Origin of the sequence: Methanobrevibacter sp., from assembly GCF_045114555.1 — an archaeon.
Lineage (GTDB): Archaea > Methanobacteriota > Methanobacteria > Methanobacteriales > Methanobacteriaceae > Methanobrevibacter.
On sequence record NZ_JBGUKT010000019.1, the window covers coordinates 1 to 16,702 of the forward strand.

Here is a 16,702-nt window from a genome sequence, read left to right on the forward strand (position 1 = left end):
TCCCCTATTAGGCTGACAATCTTGTTCAAGACTATCTTGCCTTTAGGTGAAAAGCTGCCGCTGAATACTAAAATATCTCCATCCTTAACAATATCTCTTAACTTTCCGTTTGAATCGAAATAGGTATTGTAGTTATCTTCAGTTACCTGATAAACTGTACCATCTCCCCATTCAGGGGAATAGTCAGTTGCAATAGGATTGATGATGGATTTATCTCCAATACTATTGTTTTCACATAACCATCTTTCAGTGGATGACTGGGCAATATTTATAGCATAATCATTTGAAGTGTAGATAGTGTTATTGTAAATGGAAATGTTATAAGGCCTGTTGGATCTTGATTGGTAAATGGATAAAATACCGATTCCCAATCCTGAACCTTGATTTGCACCGATATTGGATAATGAGTTTACAATGTTGTCATAGACTTCAGTATCTTGAGGAGTACCCTTTATGCTTATTCCAGTACCTGATAAGAAGTCTATTGTGTTGTTGTGAACCCTTGAATTGTGACCTCCTTCAACATCTCCGATTCTAATACCGTCTCCACTGCTGTTTATCTGAATATAATTTCCATAAACATCACTGTTGGAACCTACAAGAATACCGGCACCAATCACATCTGCATTGTAAATGGAGTTATTTGCAATTAAGGTGTCATTACCACCGTAAATACCATAGTCTCCACCAATACCGTTATTTTCATCAAGACCATTTATATCATAAATCTTGTTTCCAATGATATAATTATGCGCATAGCTTGAATGGATACCACGGTACATGCGTATAATGGTATTGTTCTCTATATGATTATAGTTTCCAGTCAAGTAAACACCGTAAGACCAGAATGAAGGAGTTTCGGAAGTTGCCCTAATGGTATTGTTTGCTATAATATTATTGCTTGATGTTGAAGTACCATAACAAAGGTATACTCCATAGGAATTTTCAACTGTGATGTCATTGTTAACAATTGAATTGCCATGTGCATCCCTTAAGCTAATACCAGAATGTTGCCAACTGCTATTGTCTCCTGAATTCTCTTCATCAGGATTGACTTGTGATGAGTCTATTGCAGTGTTTACCGGAACAACTGTCTTGATAATGTTATTTTCTACAATACAATTATAGGTGAAGCCATCAAGGGAAATAGGATAGCCGTTATGTCCTGTAGTGAAAATATCATTATTTAAAATCCTTATGTTTTTAGATCCAATTACCCAAACTGCAGATATGTCTGGAAGGTTTGATTCAATCTTCAAGTTAGAAACGATTGCATCATATGAAAAATTCTCATTTGATACGTTATAGTAGTATATAGGAGAATTCTTCAATATTGCATTGTTTTCAGTACTTGTAATTGTCAAAGGAATATTTATTATAAATTTCTTATTAGAAAAATTACCGGACAAATTAATAGTATCATTAGCTTTCACTAATGAATTGATTAAATTACCATCAGAATCAAAATAACTTGAATAATTTGCTTCTGTAATAGTGTGGATTCTTTTTTCACCATCACCAAGCTTGGATTCAGACTGTGGATTTTCATTTGATGTTTCTTCATTGGAATTATCTGCATTAGATATGATATCATCATCAATTGCATCAGAAATGGAATTAGATTCAGAACCCTCTGAAGCGCCGAGATTATCGATATCTAGGGCATTGGAAACTGGACTGGATTCAAAACTATCTGATAAATTTTGATCTGAATCTATATTTGATGCACTTGCAGTGTTTAATCCGATTAGAAGAAAAGCCATAATGAATATTAAGCTAAATCCGATTATTCTTTTACTTCTCATCAAACACCTCCAGCAATTTTCTTAAGTTCAACAACTATTTTCATATAACTTAAACCTAGATAAAAGTTTTTAAACTAAGTTAAAGTTATTCTTTCATAAATATTTTATAATTAAAGTTTCTTTATAAAATATAAAATATATTTGAAATATATTTAATACATTATTAATTTATAATTGTTAATATTTATAAATATATCCCATTAGTAATGAAAATAAAAAACCAAAAAAGCAGTTCAAAAGTGGAAATGAAAAATTGAAAGCAATACAAGCGTTTTTGATAATATTAAAAAAATAGCATTATATAACATTGTTATATAAATGTTCAATAAAAAATAGCAGGGCCTAGATTTGAACTAGGGCTCTCGGGGTTATGAGCCCCGCGGGATCACCAGACTACCCCACCCTGCTAAACAAATAAACAAGGATAAGTTCCTTTAACATTATAATATTAGACACCATCATATATAAATATTTGCATAAAAAAGGATAATAGTCCTTTCTATTGAAGCTATGATAATGGGAAAATAATTAAAATAACTAAAATAATGAAAATAAGCAATGATAAAATAAGCAATAAGTTAAAGTAAAATAAAAATAGCTAATAAAATAACTAATAAAATAGTTAATATAGCTAATAAAATAGCTAATAAAAATAAAAAAAGTAAAAAAAAGAATAAATATTATTCTTTTTCAGCTTCAACTGCAACTTCTTCTGCTTCATCTAAATCTTTTTCTGCCTCTTCTAAAGCTTTGAGACGTTTATCAAGATCTTCGATTTTAGCATCGGTTGCATTGGTGAACTCACTGAACCTTTTCTCTAAAGCTTCAATGCTGTCACAAGCAGTGGTATACCTTTCTTCTAAGGAGGATAAATCATCAGTAGTCACTAAGGACCAGCTTTCAATCAATTCTTCACTTCTTTCATCCAAGAAGGAATCCAATCTTTTTGAAAATGCATCTGTAGTGTTAGCATAGGATTTATCGATGTCCTTAAAGGTATATTTAATCTTATCACCCATAGATTTCTTTTCTTGAATTTCCTCATCTACAAGAGAATTGAGATTGTCATCTTTTTTAGGTGAAAACTTAAGAATTTCCTTAATGTCGATATTGCCATCATTTGCTGATTTAATGTAATAGTACACTAAAAATACAATAGCAGCAACTAAAATAATGACAGCAATCAATTCAATAATATCCATAATAAAACCTCATTATAAAAATTATTCATTAATCTAAAAAACTTAATAAAATTGAATATATCTATTTCTTGTTAAGTTTTTTCTCTTTTTCTTCAATTTCCTTAAGCATTTTTTCAAGCTTTTTAAGTTCGGTTTGAGCTTCAAGACGAGCCAAACGTTCATTGATTTCACTGTGCAAGTATCCTACATTGCTCATGACTTCAGCAGTGGAATCTCTGATTTGAGTGAGCTGTTCTTGTTGTTCAGCAGGCAATTGAATTGGATTTTCCATAATGCGTTTATTTTCTAAATCCTTTTCAACCATAGCTATTTTCTTAAGTTCAATTTCTTTTTCCATTAATTTTAAAGTATTATTGGATTGACTTACCTTTTTCCATTGGCTTACAACAATGATAACAACAACAGCCAATATAATTACTAAAATAAGCATAAAGATTTGATCTGGAATAAGTTCAGCAGCCATATTTTTTCCTCCATAACATCATATAAATCATATTTTAAAAAATCATTAAAACCGATTAATATAAAAAATTATTCAAATATAAATTAAAGATATTTAAATAAGAATAAGTATATTATATAATTAAGAGTATATAAAAATTTTTATAAAAATGATTAAAAATTTATGAATATTCTGACATCTTATGATTAACTAATACTAAAGATATGAAAAAATTAATTAAAAAATATACTTAAAACCAAAGTGATAATATGGTTGATGAAATTAAATCTTATGAAGAAGCTGGAAAAATCGTGTCAAAAGTAAGATCAGACGCTTCAAAAATGATTCAAAACGGTCTGCCAATTCTTGAACTGGTAGAATTTGTAGAAAGCGAAATACTAAAGTCCGGTGCAGGTATTGCATTTCCTTGCAATGTTTCAATAAATGAAATCACAGCACATTACACCTCTCCTGCAGGAGACACCAATAAAATGGTTACAGGAGACTTGGTAAAGCTTGACCTTGGAGCTGAAGTGAATGGTTATATTGCAGATTCCGCTGTGACAATAATGGTTCCTGGAGACAACCTCGAAGAGCTCTTCGATGAAGAGACATTAGAGCTCAACCAAAGAATCATTGATGCCTCAGCAGCAGGACTTGAAGCTGCAATCAGCACTGTAAGAGCAGGAGTGAAGGTTTGTGATGTTGGAAGAGCAGTTGAAGAGGCAATTGCAGAATACAATCTTAATCCTGTAAGAAACCTTACAGGCCATAGCCTTGAACACTGGAACTTGCATGCAGGAATTTCTGTTCCAAATTATGACAACAATGATCCGACAATTCTTGAGGAAGGACAAGCTGTAGCAATCGAACCTTTTGCAACAAATGGCGAAGGTATCGTAAATGACTGTCCACAGATGTATATCTTTTCATTTTTACAGTCAAAACCATTTAGGATGAAAAATACTCAAAGGATGCTTCAATATATTGAAAAGAATTATCGCTACTTGCCATTTAGTGGACGCTGGCTTACAGAAAACTTCAATGAACATAGAGTGAACTCAGGCCTTAAGCAATTAGGGGATGCTATGGCAATTTATCCATATGCTGCACTTAAGGAAAGAACAGGTGCATGGGTATCACAAAAAGAGCATACTTTGATTGTTGAAAGTGATGGTTGTAATATTACCACACTTTAAATTTCTTTTTTTAATTATTTTTTTATTAAATTTTAATGTCTTTTTTTCATTTATAAAAACAGTGAAATAAATAATATTTAAAATAATCTCTTTTTAAAAATAGTTATCAATTTTAAAAATTAGACAAAAATAGAATCAACAAATGATTTTAAAAAAATAAAAAAAGATCTAGGATTTGAGCATAAGCTCAAACACTAGATAAAATAAACAAACTTATTTTATTTTAATTTTACCAGTCTTTTTAACTGCTTTGTATTGAGTGTCACCTGCAAATTTAACTGTGTACTTAAAGGTTCCTTTTTTAGTTAATTTAACTTTAAAGGTTGCTTTACCTTTTGAGTTGGTTTTTACAGTGTATTTTTTCTTATTAACAGTTAAGGTAATTTTCTTCTTAGCAACAGCTTTACCTTTAGAGTTCTTAAGAGTAATTACAACTTTTTTGGTTTTTGCAGTACGTTTGAAAGTCTTAGTAGGAGCAGTTATTTTGGTTTTCTCCTTGTTAAGTTTTACTTTAGCTGAAACAGTTGATGCAGCGTAAACACTGTCACCTGCAAACTTAATGGTTACAGTATAGGTTTTTGCAGCAGTTAAAGCTAATTTAACAGTTGCAACACCTTTAGCGTTGGTATTTGCAGTGTAAGTTTTACCGTTTACAGTGAAAGTAACTTTCTTGTTAGCAAGGATATTGCCGTTTGCATCTTTCAAGGTTGCAGTGAAAGATTTGGTTTTTGCAGTAGCAAGGTAAGTTTTTGCGGATGCAGTTAAACCAGTTTTGATTGGATCAATAGTGATAGTTGCAGTTGCAAAAGCACCTTTATGTTCCTTATCACCAAGGAATGCAATACTTACAGGATATTTGCCTTTTTTATTAAGGTCAAATGAAAACTCTGCTACACCATTAGCGTCAGTAGTTACTTTTATAACTTCATTATTAAATGAGATAGAAATTTCTCTATTTGCTAAAGGTTGACCTTCAACATCTTTTAAAGTTATTATATAAGTGCCTTGTCCACTAGGAGCAGCAGTCACATTTAAATCAGAACATTCTAATTTAACTCCATTGAATTCAGAAATTGTATTTCCTTCAGTTTGAACATTAGTGTTTCCTTCACCTTCTAATATAGCTGCGTTTGCAGTACCTAAACTATCTGAAGAAGTAATGGAAGTATAATCTCCACCTTCAATATGAATTTCGTTGTTTTCAATAGTGACTCCATTTTGGTTATTGATGCCTATACCTACAGCACCAGTACCCTTAGCGTCAATTTCATTTGCACGGATAATGGTATCAGTACCTGAAGTGGTTGCAGTGATACCGTAAGCTTGGGTAGCAGCATCTACTTTAATATCGTTAGATGCAATTACTGCATCACTTAATTGGTCAGTTGCAACACCATAAGCTGCACCATTGGAAGTGGAATCGATTTCATTTCCATCAATGATGACATCATCACAAGCACTTACATAAATTGCCTCAGCCATTCTTGACCCACCATTAAGGTAGACATAGTTTTCAAAGATGTTTACATTAGTAATTCTAGGTTGTTGAGTTGGATAAGAATTAGCAAATACATCAATACCATAAAGGTATCTGCAAGATCCTTCAATAAAAATCTTGTTATTATTTATACAGATATCTTTACAACCTAAAGCACCACTTTCTACTTCAATAGCGTAGACAGAGGAACCATATTTTGAACCAGTTTTGTCAACAAAGTCAGGAACAACTATCTTGTTGTTTTGAATGGTAACATTAGTTACTTCTTTAATGTAAATAATACCAATGGAACCAGTAGTATCATCACCAGTGAATTCCATATCTAAATCTTCAATTACAGAATTGTCTGCACCTTGAACAAGATTGATTGTAGTGTTGACTAATTTTTTATTAGGAACTCCTCTAATTGTTAATGGGGTATCGATGACTAATTTTTTGCCAGTTAAATCACCTAAAGCAATTACATCTCCAGCACTTATAGGAGCATCATCTTTAATAGTGCCATCATCATTGAAAAAGGTAGAATAAGTAAAATCATCGATTACTTTAGCATTGTTTTCAAAGCTTACATACTCTCTGTAACTTTCACTGTTTATCTCTTCAGCCAAAACATTAGTTGTTACAGTGTTATCTTTAACTACGATGTAATAGTCATCTTCAGCACTAGCAGCATTGAATTGCACACAAAGTGCAGAAGTGTGATTACCTAAAGCATCACCAGTAGTCATATCAGCAGCAGAAGTACCGATAGCAGTTACATCATTGCCTTCAACAGTCATGTTGTAAATTTGACCACCAATACCCATAACACCTTTCTTAGAGACAGCAACCACAGTGTTATTAGCAATAGTAGTATTTAACTCAAATTGATAATAAGCAGGCATAGTGTAATCACCAAATGACATATCAGGATCATAACCATCAACACCAAAGTTTAAAACAGTTATACCATAAACCATAAAGTCACTGCTAACATCCACATTATTGTCTTTAATTAAAACATTCTTAGCAGAAGTAAGAGTACCCTCATAACCTGAAGAAAAGAAAACATACTGTGCATCATCAGCTACTTGAATACCATACGCACAATAATCACCGGTATTGGCCACAGTAATGTTATTAGCTTCAATTAATGCATTTACAGGATTATCCAAATAAATAGCCTCAGGCATACAGCCTTTAACATCTACATTGATATTATTATTAGAAATAACAATATCCTCAGGGTTAGCTAAAGCACCATAAGAACCTAACTGAATACCATAGGAATAAGGAGCATTGCCAGTTACAAAAATATCATTGCCCTCAATGTTCAATCCAGAAATGAATCCATTAGCATTTACACCATAAACACTGAAATAAGGATTATCTTCAGGAGCAACACCTTCAATATTCATAGTATTGTCCTTAATGGTAATCTTAGTAGATAAATCAGTAATCTCCACTGCATTCTTATTAGTATTAGTGAAAGTTAAACCAGAAATAGTAATAGAACCAGCCATACCAGTATAATCACCAATGGTAATAGTACCATTATTAATAATACCTGCACCTTCTTTACCAGTTATATTAATATTAGAACCAGAACTAATCTTAATGTCCTTATTGGTTAAAGTACCAATATTTAAAGAATAATCTCCATCAGCACTTAGAGTATCTTTAGCAGTACCATCATCATTGAAATAAGTAGAATAACTATCATCATCAAGGTCATAACTATTTGTACCTTCACCGATAACAGCACCGCCATCATCATTTACAATCTCATCTGCATTATCTGCAGTACTTAAATCATCTGCAGTGTCTGTAACTTCGACAGATTCCTGAATGTCACCATCTGCGACAGCGACAATTCCTGCATCGTCTACAGACTCCGCACTTACAGCCCCAATAGCTAATATTGAAACCAATAAAACAGCTAAAACGACTGTGAATTTACTAAGCTTCATAATATAAAACCTCTTCATAAATTCGTAATACATATAATAATTTTCTAAAAATTCTTTTACAAAATAATCAAAATACTTGATAAATTTTGATTATTAATATATATCTATATAATTATTAAAAAGGTTTTCTATTATAATTTATAAAATATAAAATATATTTGAAATAAAAATAAAAAAAATTAAAAATAGATATTAGTTTAAAAATTATAAAGATAAAATAATAAGAAAATAAAGAAATTAAAAAGAAGAACAAAGAAAATTTAAAAAAGAAATAATCTAATAAAACTATTTTATTTTAAGTTTAGCTTTTTTAGTGGTCTTTAAATAAGTGCCGTCTCCAGCAAACTTAACTGTGAATTTATAAGTTTTCTTCTTGGATACCTTAACTTTCACAGTTGCGACACCTTTCTTATTTGTTTTTGCTGTGTATTTCTTCCCATTTACAACAAAAGTCAATTTCTTTTTGGCAATAGCCTTTCCACTTTTTGTCTTTAAAGTAGCAGTTAATTTTTTAATCTTTTTAGACTTCTTATAAGATTTGTTTTTCACAATCAATTTTGTAGGGACCTTCTTGACATAAAGCTTTAAGGTTTTGCTCAAAGGACTGTAAACATTATCTCCTCCAAACTTAACTGTCACTGTATAAGTTTTAGCCACTTTAACATTTACTTTAACCTTAGCAACTCCCTTTGAATTTGTGTAAGCAGTATAAGTTTTGCCGCTTATGATGAAACTGATCTTTCTATTTTTAATCAATTTTCCATTGATATCCTTAAATGTTGCTGTCAAATACTTATTGACATTAACATAATAAGACTTGTTTGGAGCGCTTAAACTTGCCTTTTGCTTGTTGACAGTTACTTTTCCTGGTGCAAATGATGCACTATAATCATTATCACCTAAGAAACTGACTAAAAGATTGAAAATTCCATAACTATTTATATTGACTGGAAGTTTAACCTTTCCATTTGAATCTGTGGTTAAGTTATAAATCGCATTATTGTAAGAAATGTAAATGAATTTATTGGACAATCTATTTGCATTTTCATCCATTAATTCCACTTCAAAATACCCAAACCTGTTTCCATAAATATCCTTATCCAAAGCATTACAAACCAAATGGACAGGCAATATAAAAGTTTTCACTCCATTATTGAAATTAACCTCATTGGATTGGGAATCATTGAATGTATAATACTTGACTTGATTCATATTATCAATCAGATTATTGTTTTCAAGATAAATATTATTTAAAGACTCAAGCAATGGCCTTTCTGAAATTACCTTTGCAAGATAAAGGGAATCTTCTCCAACAGCATCATTGTTCTTCAGGAAAGTGTTGTTTATGATATTGACAATTGGAATATTAAGATCTGTAGGATTTGTGGAATTTTTCATTAATGATAGGATGAATAAATCATTATTGTCCAATATTACAGTCATGTTAATCAAATCCACTGTATTTTTGCCGGATATGACAAATAAAGGATTATCGCTTGAGACTAATTGGTTAGAACTTGAATCAATATTATCAAGCAATACTCCGCCAACTATGCTAATTGACTTATTTACAATCATAGAATCTTTGATTGAATAAAGACCATTACCTAAATAAATGATGTCTCCCTCTTTTGCAGCATCAATTGCATTTTGGATATCCTTTGTGGGATTGTTGGAATGGCTAATGCTCACTAAAGCATTGTTTTCATACACAGTATTGTCTGCAATATTGGAATTTGACACTTTATTTAAATAAAGTCCAAATGCAGTGTCTCCAATTACATCAATATTATTAGAATTGATTTTTGGATTATTGCTATTTATTAGATTGATTCCATAACTTAGACCATCTTCACGATTATTTGTTATGGAGATGTTATTATTTAAAATAGATAAATTAGTTGTAATATTTTCATAATTAGTTAATTCTCGATTTAAAACATTAATAGCAATTATAGAGCCTACATTAGCATTTAAATTAAAGATATTATTTGATATTGTATTTTTATCAGCACTATAATCACTGCCTATTAGCTTAATAGCAGATAGCCTATAATCACCAGCAATATTTGAAACATTAAATTGATTATTCTGAATGATTAAATTAGATACCCCATCCTTAATTATGATAAATGAAAAATCATTATTAAGATGGTTATTTTCTAGTTTAAACCTTAAATTGCCAATATTGGTATTGGAAGCTTCACCTTCCAAAATGATTGTACAATTATTTAAAAAGGAACCTTGGAAAGCACTAATATCCAATGGAATATCAATTCTAAATGTTTTATTAGTTAGATTTGCAATTTTTAAAGTATCTCCAATAGTTATATCAAAGTCATCTTTGAATAAACCATTTGAATTAAAGAATTCATAATAATTTTCATCATTAAGTATATAAAAAGTATATTTTACTATGGAATCATGAAGGGACAGAATCTCAAATTCTGACAATGTATTGATTGTATTTTCTCCAAATAAAATATAACTTCCATTATCATTTAAAATTGCAGGCCTATCTCCATTAATAGTAATTAGATTATCTATAATGCTTAATTTTGAATTGCTTAAAGACAAAGCATTTGCCGAATCAATTGTAATTGTATTATTGAATAAACCTATATCCTGTGCATTGATAAATTTAAATGCCTCTTCCTGATTATTCATTGTAATATTCAAATTCTCAATTTTAATGTTATTTGCACTTATAACAAATGGAAGATTAATGATATTTGAGTTTTGACCCATAAGAGAAATATTTCCATTCAGATTAATATAAGGAATGTCTAAATTAGAGAATTCTCCTTTAAAAATTATATTATCTATTTTTATATCCTTTAAAGACCCATCTGGATTGAATAAATTGAAAAATGTGCTGTTTGTAACAATAATACTATTATTGAATAGTGTGATATTTGATTTTGATTCCACTTCAGAATAATCAATAAAAGATTTTGTGCCCTCTAAAATAAGGTTATCTTTAATAGTTACATTGTCAGGATATTTGGATTTTGATAGCATTTTAATTAAAACAGCTGTTCCATTTTTAGAACTAATGCTATTATTTGACACAGTAACATTGGTCATGTTTCCTCTAATGTACATTCCATTTCCAGAGGCCATATTAATAGTGTTGCCTTGGACCAATGTATTTGAAGCTGAAATTGAAAATTCAAAAGCATGCTCTCCAGTTATATTCTTAATTACATTACCAATTGCAGTACAATTTACAGTTACATAAATTGCAGATCCAGTTATCTTGCTGTCATGAATGGTATTATTAATAATTATATTATCATAAGAAGCATGGATTCCATACTCTCCCCCATCAGTACCATTGTTTCCTTCATAATAACTTCCTGCAAGATTAAAAATGTTATTGCCAATGATTTCATTAAAGCTTCCTTCTGAATCCACTCCTCTATACATTAAATAAATAGTATTGTTTATTGCCTTATTGTAATCTCCCATAATATGGACACCATAAGCCCATGCTGAAGGGTTAGGAAGGCCAGTCTCTTCGCTGATTGCAGAAGATCTGATTGTATTGTTATATATGTTATTGTAATTGGATTTTTCCCAACCATAAGTTGTTAGATATATTCCGTTTGAGTCCTTTACAGTTACATCATTGGAATAGATGTTATTGTAATGAGACTCACCTAAGAGGATACCTGCACGTTTCCATGACATATTCATATATCCAGTGAATGTTGTTTCGAAGACATTGTCATGTATGTTGCAATAGGTGGAACCTACCAAAAGGGTCGGATTACTGTTTGCACCAGTTGAATATGCATTACAGTTAAAAACGTTTACATGACTTGAACGAACAATATAAACACATGGATGCTTTTCAATATTTACAGTAAACCTTAAATGGGAAACATCTGAATATGCTGAAGAGTTGATATCAAGATATTGGACTACACAATTGGTGAGATATGCATTTTTTTGACTGCTGGTTATTGAACAAGGGATCGTGAATGTAAAGTTCACCTTATTGAAATTGCCTGATAAGTCAATAGTGTCTCCAGATTTTACAATGTTTGTATTAACATATCCATTATTATTAAAATAATTAGAGTAATTGGAAGGGGTCACCTTATGTACATTTCCACTAGATCCAACAGATAATACATTATTTTGAGAGTTGTCATTATTTATCTCATCAACAACAGCCAGATTATTTTCTTCATTTTCAGATGCTTGGTTAAAATCAGAAAGAGAAGATTGATCTCCCATATCTTCATTTGAAGAGACCTCTTCAATAGGCATTTCCTGAATGCCAATATCATCAATGGAAGATTGGATATTATCATTATCCACCTCTGAAGCACTTACAGCAGAAATGCTTAAAATTATTAGAATAATTGATAATACACAAAACTTACTTAATCTTTTCATAATTTCACCAAACAATATAAATTAAAATTTATTTTTTAACAAATAAAATTTATTAATTATATATTAAGTTTTTTATTTTATTATATATTAATTATTTGATTAGATTGGAAAATGTTGATTATAAAAATAGAAAATATGAAAGATAGTAAAAAATAGTTAATAAATAGATAATAAAAATAGTTAAAAATAATACGAACAAATAAAAAATTCCTAAAAAAAAGTAAAAAGAAAAAGAAAAAATTTGAACCAAAATTGAAATAATTTTGATCAAACTTTTTCTAAAAGTTTGGAAGAGTTTAGAAAGGACTTGGAAGTCCCATGTTGACTCTTCTTTCGATTTCTTTTCTACCTTTGTCTTTCTTACCGTTAGCTAATTTTTCGAGTAATTCTAAACCAGGTTTTACATCATCCATTGGTTTGGTTTCGATTACTCCAGCTTCAACAGCTGCGGTAAAGATGTCTGCTCCGTTGTCAGTTCTGGTAAATACAGTGGACCAGCCATCTGGGGAACCTACAGATCCAGTAGATACATCAGCTAATTCTGCAACATAGTCGAGACAGATGTTACATCCAGCTTGTTCGTATCCGTGGGTTTCTTTTAATGCAAGTCCAGATTCTTTTTCAGGGTCGGTAATCCAGAATTTTCCTTTACCAATGTCCATTTTGTTAACATTGTCTAAGGAAGAGTTCATTTTACCTTCTACGAAGGTTTTTAAGGAATCTCTTGGGAAGTTTTCCATACAGAAAATACCGATGATTAATGCGAGTTTATCTGCTACAAATCTGGTAGCAAATGGGTAGGATTGCATTTTTCTGAGTCCCATAATTTGACAAGGAGTTCCTACAGTTCCGATTTTTTCAAGACCGTATTGTCTTACAGCTTCTTTGAGTCTGATTGCGTTTGGAGAGAAGGTGTATTTGGTACCTGCTGCTGCAATGATTTCTTCTGGAGTCATTGCAATAGTTGGTTCAGGTTTCCATGCGTCTTCAGTATCTCCAGCAACAATAGCTCCTTCAATGATGTTTTCTTCTAAAGCGTAGCATAATAATGCGCTTACGATTCCACCATCTTGTGCGACTTTTTGGATTGCTTTGTCAGTAGCTCTTGCAGATACTACTTCTTTATATGTACCGAATGCCATTTTACTTCCTCCTATAATCCTAAGTCCTTTTTAATTTGTTCAGCAGGGAACCAGGTTCTTGGACAGTGAGTAGTACATGCACCACATTTAATACATCTGTTTTTGTTGTGGGATGGTCTACCTTCTACCATTTCAAGAGCTCTGGTTGGACATGCTAATACACAAGTTCCACAACCAGTACATAATGCTTTGCTTACAACGTTGGTTTGTAAGTCACAACCACATGCTAAGTTGCATGCTGCCATATCTAACATAGGTTGTAAGTAATCCATGTCACCGTTAATTAATGCAACAACTACTTTTGCAATAATTTCAGGGGATGCTGGGCATCCTGGAATAGCACAATCTACTTTAATTAAGTCAGAAATTGGTACAAATGATTCATGTTTTGGTTGAGCTAATTGTCCACCACGTGCGTAACGGGTGAAACAACCAGTCATAGCACAAGATCCAAATGCGCAAACTAATCCTGATTTTTCTCTTACTTCCATAAGTTCTTTTACACTGTGTTCATCTTGTAAACAGACAGACCCTTCGACTAATGCTAAATCCATTTCAGGCATTTCCCATAAATCTACTAAAGTTGTTCCGTAAACAATGTCCACCATATCAGTGAGTAAGGTTGAGAGAATGTCATAGTTTTCAGTTAATGACATACCGTCTCCAGTACAACCACTCATGTGAATATATCCTATTTTTGGTTTGTCAGCCACTTTTTCAACCTCCTGTGTTGAAGATTCTTTACTTATTTGCTCAGATGATTCTGCTTGTTTTTTAGCCTCTTCTTCAGCTGCAGCATCAGCTGCTTTCTTCGCCTCTTCAGCAGGCTTTGATTGAGCTTCTACTTCGCTTTTCATTTCTTGTTTTAATTTAGCTTTTGCTTCATCATCTTCTGCGTCCGGTTTAGCTTCAAGGCCTAAAAATTTTCTTAATTTATTTTTTAATCCATCAAGCATTGCTAAACCCCTTTAAAGTTCATTTAATATCATTTCAATAGCTTTTGGAATAGCCGCCTCCACTGGCTCTGTTAAGCCCATATCAACATCGGGTGCAGTGATTTCTGCCGGCTTGCATCCTACAATGACTACCTCAATGCCCATATCCACTAAATCGTGAAGAGGCTCTTCTACAGGCCAAGTATGAGCATTCTCATATTTGCCCTTAGGCATATCATAAGGTGAAAAAATCTTAAGGGTTCCTGGTTCTGCATTCCATTCAACCACGTCAACAACAATCACTTTTTTCCAATTCTCATCAGGCATGGAAAAAATGAAATGAGTTGCACCGGTTCCTGCATCAATGAACTGAGTGTCTTGCGGCATTTCAATATCATTTTCTTTAAAATAATCTTCTAAAGCATGAATAACCATTGGACCGAAACCATCATCTTTAAACAATACGTTTCCACATCCAACAACTAATCTTCCTGCATCATAAGGCATGATATTCCTCTCTATTAAAATCTATAAAATTAAATTCTCACCATTTCGTTTTTAACAACTGATCCATCTTCGTCGTCAACTACCATTACGTGAGTTGCACAAGATAAACATGGGTCGTAAGCTCTGATTACGTGAGGTCCCCATTCGTGATGGAATCCTTCAGTTGCAGGACCCATAGTTGGGATGTTCCAAGTAGTTGGTACTAATGCACTGTAGAAAGCGGTTTTTCCGTCTTTTACTTGTGCCATGTGAATATCAGTTCCTCTAGGAGCTTCTACTACACCGATACCTAATTTGTTGGTTCCTCTTGGGTCGAAATCTGCGAGGGTATTAGCAGCAGTGTCTAATTCATCTAAGATAGCAATAGCTCTGGAAAGGTAAGTTTTCATTTCACGAGCTCTAGCTAAGTGTTGAGCTACAACACCTTTTTCTTTGTAGCCTTGGAATTTATCTAATCTTGCTCTAGGACCAGTTTCTACTGCTAAACCATCGTATAATGGTACAGTAGTACATGCTCTTTTACCGATTTCTGGGTCATCATACCATAATTCTGGTACAATTTCAGTGAATCTGTCAAGATCGAAGAATTCTCTTTTACCGTAAATGACGTCACTTGCAAATACAGGAGCAGTGATTGCACCTAATCCTTCAGGAATGTCCTTTTCAAGGATTAAGTTGGTCATTAATTCAACGTGGTTGTCTACAACAGGAACTAATGCTTTCATTCTGGTGTATAATTTTTTACGTGCAAGTTCAGATAAGTTTCTTGCCATACCACCGATTCTTACGTCAGATGGGTGGATACCTTCACCAGCTACCATATCTACAACGTATTGTGCAGTTTTTCTAATAGTTCCAACACTGTCTACTGCAGTTTTGAAAAGATCTTCAGGTACAAAGTCAGGAGCAACTAAGAAATGGTGAATTGCGTGACTGTTTAAGTTAGAAGATGCAATTGTTAATTCTCTTAACAATGCAGCTGCTTTTGGAATTTCAATGTCTAAAGAGTCATCCATTGCTTCAACAGATGCCATGGTATGAGGTACAGGACATACCCCACAGATTCTTTGACAAAGAACTGGTGCAGTCTCAGGTGCTTTACCTGTAACCATTTTCTCTAAGCCTCTGACAGGTGTGATACTGAAGTATCTACCTTTGGTAACGATCCCTTCATCGTCAATTTCCATGACTAATTCCGCATGACCTTCTTGACGAGATGTTGGGGATATAACTATTTTATCGCTCAAATGTGTCACCTCTTATTTTATTTAAAATTTTAAAAGTTAGAAACTAACATTAATAATATATAATACTAAACTAATATAAATTAAACTTTTAAAATCAAAAAGAAACATTTAAATACTTTGTTTTATTAGGTTTACCTAAATTTATACAAAAAATCAAAAATTCGTTAAGAATTCTTGAAAAGTTAAAAAAACAAGACCATAGGCACGATATAAAATCAATTAATTAGGTTAAGCAAAAAAATAGGAATGATAAATCATGATAAATACATGATGATAAATTTTTTAATTATTTATGAATTTTTATATAAAAAGTATTACTTTTTTAGAAAAAGGAAATCGGAATTTTTAAAAAAAATAATAAATTTTTAA

Annotated in this window: 10 protein-coding genes and 1 tRNA gene; 1 reads left to right on the top strand and 10 read right to left on the bottom strand. The window is 31.9% G+C overall.

The window, feature by feature from the left end; genetic code table 11:
* The 4 genes from ACJMLB_RS04715 to ACJMLB_RS04730 all read right to left on the bottom strand — a co-directional run.
* A partial coding sequence (locus ACJMLB_RS04715; RefSeq protein ID WP_405324087.1) for a right-handed parallel beta-helix repeat-containing protein occupies positions 1-1,805 on the bottom strand: 1,805 nt, incomplete at its 3' end.
* A gap of 333 nt (positions 1,806-2,138) precedes the next feature.
* A tRNA-Met gene (locus ACJMLB_RS04720) sits at positions 2,139-2,213 on the bottom strand.
* Positions 2,214-2,485: 272 nt separating this feature from the next.
* Positions 2,486-3,007 (bottom strand): hypothetical protein, encoded by a 522-nt coding sequence (locus tag ACJMLB_RS04725; RefSeq protein ID WP_405324089.1) that lies wholly within the window; start codon positions 3,005-3,007, stop codon positions 2,486-2,488.
* A gap of 61 nt (positions 3,008-3,068) precedes the next feature.
* The gene (locus tag ACJMLB_RS04730) at positions 3,069-3,470 is read right to left on the bottom strand and encodes a hypothetical protein (protein ID WP_296855628.1); all 402 of its coding nucleotides are present in this window, start codon (positions 3,468-3,470) and stop codon (positions 3,069-3,071) included.
* Positions 3,471-3,718: 248 nt separating this feature from the next.
* Between ACJMLB_RS04730 and map the strand changes: the two genes are divergently transcribed.
* Entirely contained in the window at positions 3,719-4,648 is a 930-nt protein-coding gene (gene map, locus ACJMLB_RS04735) for a type II methionyl aminopeptidase (RefSeq protein WP_405324091.1), read from the top strand.
* A 213-nt stretch (positions 4,649-4,861) separates the two neighbouring features.
* Here map and ACJMLB_RS04740 read toward each other — a convergent pair whose 3' ends face one another.
* The 6 genes from ACJMLB_RS04740 to frhA form a co-directional block, all read right to left on the bottom strand.
* Complete coding sequence (locus ACJMLB_RS04740) at positions 4,862-8,095, bottom strand: Ig-like domain-containing protein (protein ID WP_405324093.1); 3,234 nt, start codon at positions 8,093-8,095, stop codon at positions 4,862-4,864.
* A gap of 285 nt (positions 8,096-8,380) precedes the next feature.
* Positions 8,381-12,502, bottom strand: coding sequence for a hypothetical protein (locus ACJMLB_RS04745; protein ID WP_405324095.1), 4,122 nt, complete (start codon positions 12,500-12,502; stop codon positions 8,381-8,383).
* Positions 12,503-12,798: 296 nt separating this feature from the next.
* Positions 12,799-13,644 (bottom strand): coenzyme F420 hydrogenase subunit beta, encoded by an 846-nt coding sequence (gene frhB, locus ACJMLB_RS04750; RefSeq protein ID WP_405289315.1) that lies wholly within the window; start codon positions 13,642-13,644, stop codon positions 12,799-12,801.
* A gap of 11 nt (positions 13,645-13,655) precedes the next feature.
* On the bottom strand, positions 13,656-14,600 hold the full coding sequence (gene frhG / locus ACJMLB_RS04755) for a coenzyme F420 hydrogenase subunit gamma (protein ID WP_405289316.1): 945 nt from the start codon (positions 14,598-14,600) through the stop codon (positions 13,656-13,658).
* A 12-nt stretch (positions 14,601-14,612) separates the two neighbouring features.
* Entirely contained in the window at positions 14,613-15,086 is a 474-nt protein-coding gene (gene frhD / locus ACJMLB_RS04760; protein WP_405324098.1) for a coenzyme F420-reducing hydrogenase, FrhD protein, read from the bottom strand.
* A 29-nt stretch (positions 15,087-15,115) separates the two neighbouring features.
* Entirely contained in the window at positions 15,116-16,333 is a 1,218-nt protein-coding gene (frhA, locus tag ACJMLB_RS04765) for a coenzyme F420 hydrogenase subunit alpha (RefSeq protein WP_405324100.1), read from the bottom strand.
* Positions 16,334-16,702 lie beyond the last annotated feature (369 nt).

Excerpts from the sequence above, each read along its gene's own strand:
- frhD (WP_405324098.1), bottom strand. The coding sequence starts at position 15,086 with ATGCCTTATGATGCAGGAAGATTAGTTGTTGGATGTGGAAACGTATTG.
- ACJMLB_RS04745 (WP_405324095.1), bottom strand. The coding sequence starts at position 12,502 with ATGAAAAGATTAAGTAAGTTTTGTGTATTATCAATTATTCTAATAATT.
- frhB (WP_405289315.1), bottom strand. The coding sequence starts at position 13,644 with ATGGCATTCGGTACATATAAAGAAGTAGTATCTGCAAGAGCTACTGAC.
- ACJMLB_RS04740 (WP_405324093.1), bottom strand. The coding sequence starts at position 8,095 with ATGAAGCTTAGTAAATTCACAGTCGTTTTAGCTGTTTTATTGGTTTCA.
- ACJMLB_RS04730 (WP_296855628.1), bottom strand. The coding sequence starts at position 3,470 with ATGGCTGCTGAACTTATTCCAGATCAAATCTTTATGCTTATTTTAGTA.
- ACJMLB_RS04725 (WP_405324089.1), bottom strand. The coding sequence starts at position 3,007 with ATGGATATTATTGAATTGATTGCTGTCATTATTTTAGTTGCTGCTATT.
- map (WP_405324091.1), top strand. The coding sequence starts at position 3,719 with ATGGTTGATGAAATTAAATCTTATGAAGAAGCTGGAAAAATCGTGTCA.
- frhG (WP_405289316.1), bottom strand. The coding sequence starts at position 14,600 with ATGCTTGATGGATTAAAAAATAAATTAAGAAAATTTTTAGGCCTTGAA.